This window comes from Emticicia sp. (assembly GCF_049241225.1).
GTDB lineage: Bacteria > Bacteroidota > Bacteroidia > Cytophagales > Spirosomataceae > Emticicia.
The window spans coordinates 1-2,502 of the sequence record NZ_JBMLRC010000307.1; the positions used below are offsets into that span (position 1 = coordinate 1).

General features: G+C 39.2%; 3 protein-coding genes. All 3 read left to right on the top strand.

The genetic code is table 11. The features are described 5' to 3' along the window. A partial coding sequence (locus tag ACOVO2_RS16410; protein WP_421771019.1) for an RICIN domain-containing protein occupies positions 1-617 on the top strand: 617 nt, incomplete at its 5' end. An 88-nt stretch (positions 618-705) separates the two neighbouring features. Continuing rightward, complete coding sequence (locus ACOVO2_RS16415; RefSeq protein WP_421771020.1) at positions 706-2,127, top strand: CotH kinase family protein; 1,422 nt, start codon at positions 706-708, stop codon at positions 2,125-2,127. Positions 2,128-2,162: 35 nt separating this feature from the next. Further along, on the top strand, positions 2,163-2,501 hold the full coding sequence (locus ACOVO2_RS16420) for a YrdB family protein (protein ID WP_421771021.1): 339 nt from the start codon (positions 2,163-2,165) through the stop codon (positions 2,499-2,501). Position 2,502: the final 1 nt, after the last annotated feature.

Here is a 2,502-nt window from a genome sequence, read left to right on the forward strand (position 1 = left end):
ACTTAGACCAAAGTGGTCGCAGTGTGTTGGCGATTCGTCCGTTACTTTGGAAAAACGGCTGGCCAGTTGGTGGTGAGCTTTTCAAAGAAGGCACTTATCAGATAGAATCGGAACGTCGTGGCTATGGCCTTGAACTTATCGTAGATTTTACTCGAATGGCGGGAGGTTTCCGTGGCCCACGTGACCCGAACGAACCAATTAAACCTGTGGCATCGCAAGAGCTCAAAGATGTAATAGAAAAATGGCCTATTGGTGAAATTGGTGTAAGAGCAGGCGACTACATAGCCAGACCACACCAAAAATGGACAATTACGGCTGTACCTGAAGGCGGCGGTTACCCAGGTGGACACTACTATAAAATCGTAATTGCTGGCACTGAGCGTGCTTTGGCAGCCACGGCCAACGCCGAACTAGTTACCGTTCCGAAGTTTACAGGTGCTGCAGAACAACTATGGAGAATCGACCAACTGATTGATGGCACTTTCCGAATTATGCCTAAAGTTGTACCAAATTCTAACGAAAAACTAGCTTTGATTTCATCGGGAGATAGTACGCCCACGTTAGGAAAATTTGATTTCAATAGCGATAATTCAAAATGGAATTTTAAATTGCCATAAATACAATCGGAGACGTAGGTGTAAAAGCTTACGTCTCCCTCAAAAACCACACAAAAAACCAAACTGTTTTCATTCGTAAAGATTCGCCATGAAAATTTCAACACTTACCAAACTCTTTTTTCTGTCAATTGCAGGGTTTTTAATTATCGTTTCCTGCTCGAAAGAAAAATTAGAGGATAATTCGCCAACACCAATTGTGAAGGAAGTTGTTCCGAAAATAACACCCAAAGGCACGGAAAAATATCTCGCCAAAAATTCTGATTATGTCTATAATCAAGAGGAAGTAAAGACGTATCAGTTGATTTTGAGAGAGGCCGATTTATCAAAACTAAACGCCGACCCTGTCAAAGAAGAATACGTAGAGGCTGCTTTGGTTTTTGAAGGTGACACGATTAGTCCAGTAGGTATTCGTTACAAAGGTTCGGTTGGAGCGTATTTGAATTGTTTGTCGGGTACAGATTGGTCGAAGCCTTCGGGTTATAAAACTTGCGTGAAACTGAGTATGCAAGTAAAAATTAATTGGCAAGACCGTAAAGAGCGTTTTTATGATTTAAACAAACTACAATTTCATAGTCAAAATTACGATAAATCGCAGCTTCGGGAGCGTTTGGGCTATTGGCTTTTTGCCCAAATGGGCGTGCCTGCTCCACGTTCGGTGCATGCACGAGTAGTGGTCAATGGACAACTTTGGGGGCTTTTTGGGCTTACAGAAGAAATCGACAATCGTTTTGCTGAATATTTCTATAAAAACGGAAAAGGCGATATTTACAAAGAAGTATGGCCACTCAAACCAACGGGTGAAGTTCAAACTGATAAAGCATTTATTGATGCCCTAAAAACCAACGAAGAAAAACCCGATGTGAGTTTTTTCAAAGAATTTGGCAATGCTTTTGCGGCATCAAACACTACCAACGCAAAGGATTTGGTTAGGAAATACATGGACGTTAATCAAATAATTTCGTACGCAGTTGTAGATAGATTAATTCGCCACGATGATGGCCCTTTTCATTGGTATTGCAATGATATACCTTCGTGCTACAACCATAACTACTATTGGTTTGAAGACAAAAAGAACCGAAAAATACACCTAATTCCGTGGGATTTGGATGGGGCTTTTGAGCATATTATCAGAAATACCAACAATATTACACCAATAGCAGATAAATGGGGCGAAATTTCAAATAATTGTGCATTGATAAATTTAGGTAATCCTGCTTTTAGTCAACGTTCAGCAGCTTGCGATAAACTTACTGCCGCATGGGCAGGCTTCAAAACTGAATATGCTGATTTGAAAAAACATTTGCAGCAAAATATCTTAACCGATGAAAAAACCATTAAACAAATGGATATTTGGGCAAAGCAAATTGAGCCATTTATTAAAGAAGCTGACGCTTTTCATAACTCAGGTATCACGAATGAATTTAATAAAAAAGCCACATCAGAAGCTACTTGGAATTCGGCAGTAAATACCTTGAAAAATCAAGTAAAATTTGCTCGAACACAGCAATAACTCATGAATGATTTAAATAAATATATCACAAAACGATGCAATTCATAAAGATTATCAATCAAGTTACTGCTTTTTTGCTCGAATTGGGCATGCTGGCTGCCGTGGGCCGTTGGGGGTATTTACAAGGAAAAGGCTTATGGTCAAAATATGGAATTGCTTTTCTACTTATTGCTGTTATAGTTATACTTTGGGGTTATTTTGCTGCTCCTAAATCTGCCAATCGACTGAGCTTAGAGTATAGAATTGCTTTTGAGTTTGTATTGTTTATGGTAGCAACTTTTATGCTTCATAAATCAGGAAATACGAACTATGCAGTGGCATTTGGCTTGGTGGCAATTGTAAATTTATGTTTTGAGTATTATTTTGGCGAGTAAA

What these genes read in the sequence shown, in the direction of transcription:
- ACOVO2_RS16420 (WP_421771021.1), top strand. Translation starts at nt 2,163, where the DNA reads ATGCAATTCATAAAGATTATCAATCAAGTTACTGCTTTTTTGCTCGAA.
- ACOVO2_RS16415 (WP_421771020.1), top strand. Translation starts at nt 706, where the DNA reads ATGAAAATTTCAACACTTACCAAACTCTTTTTTCTGTCAATTGCAGGG.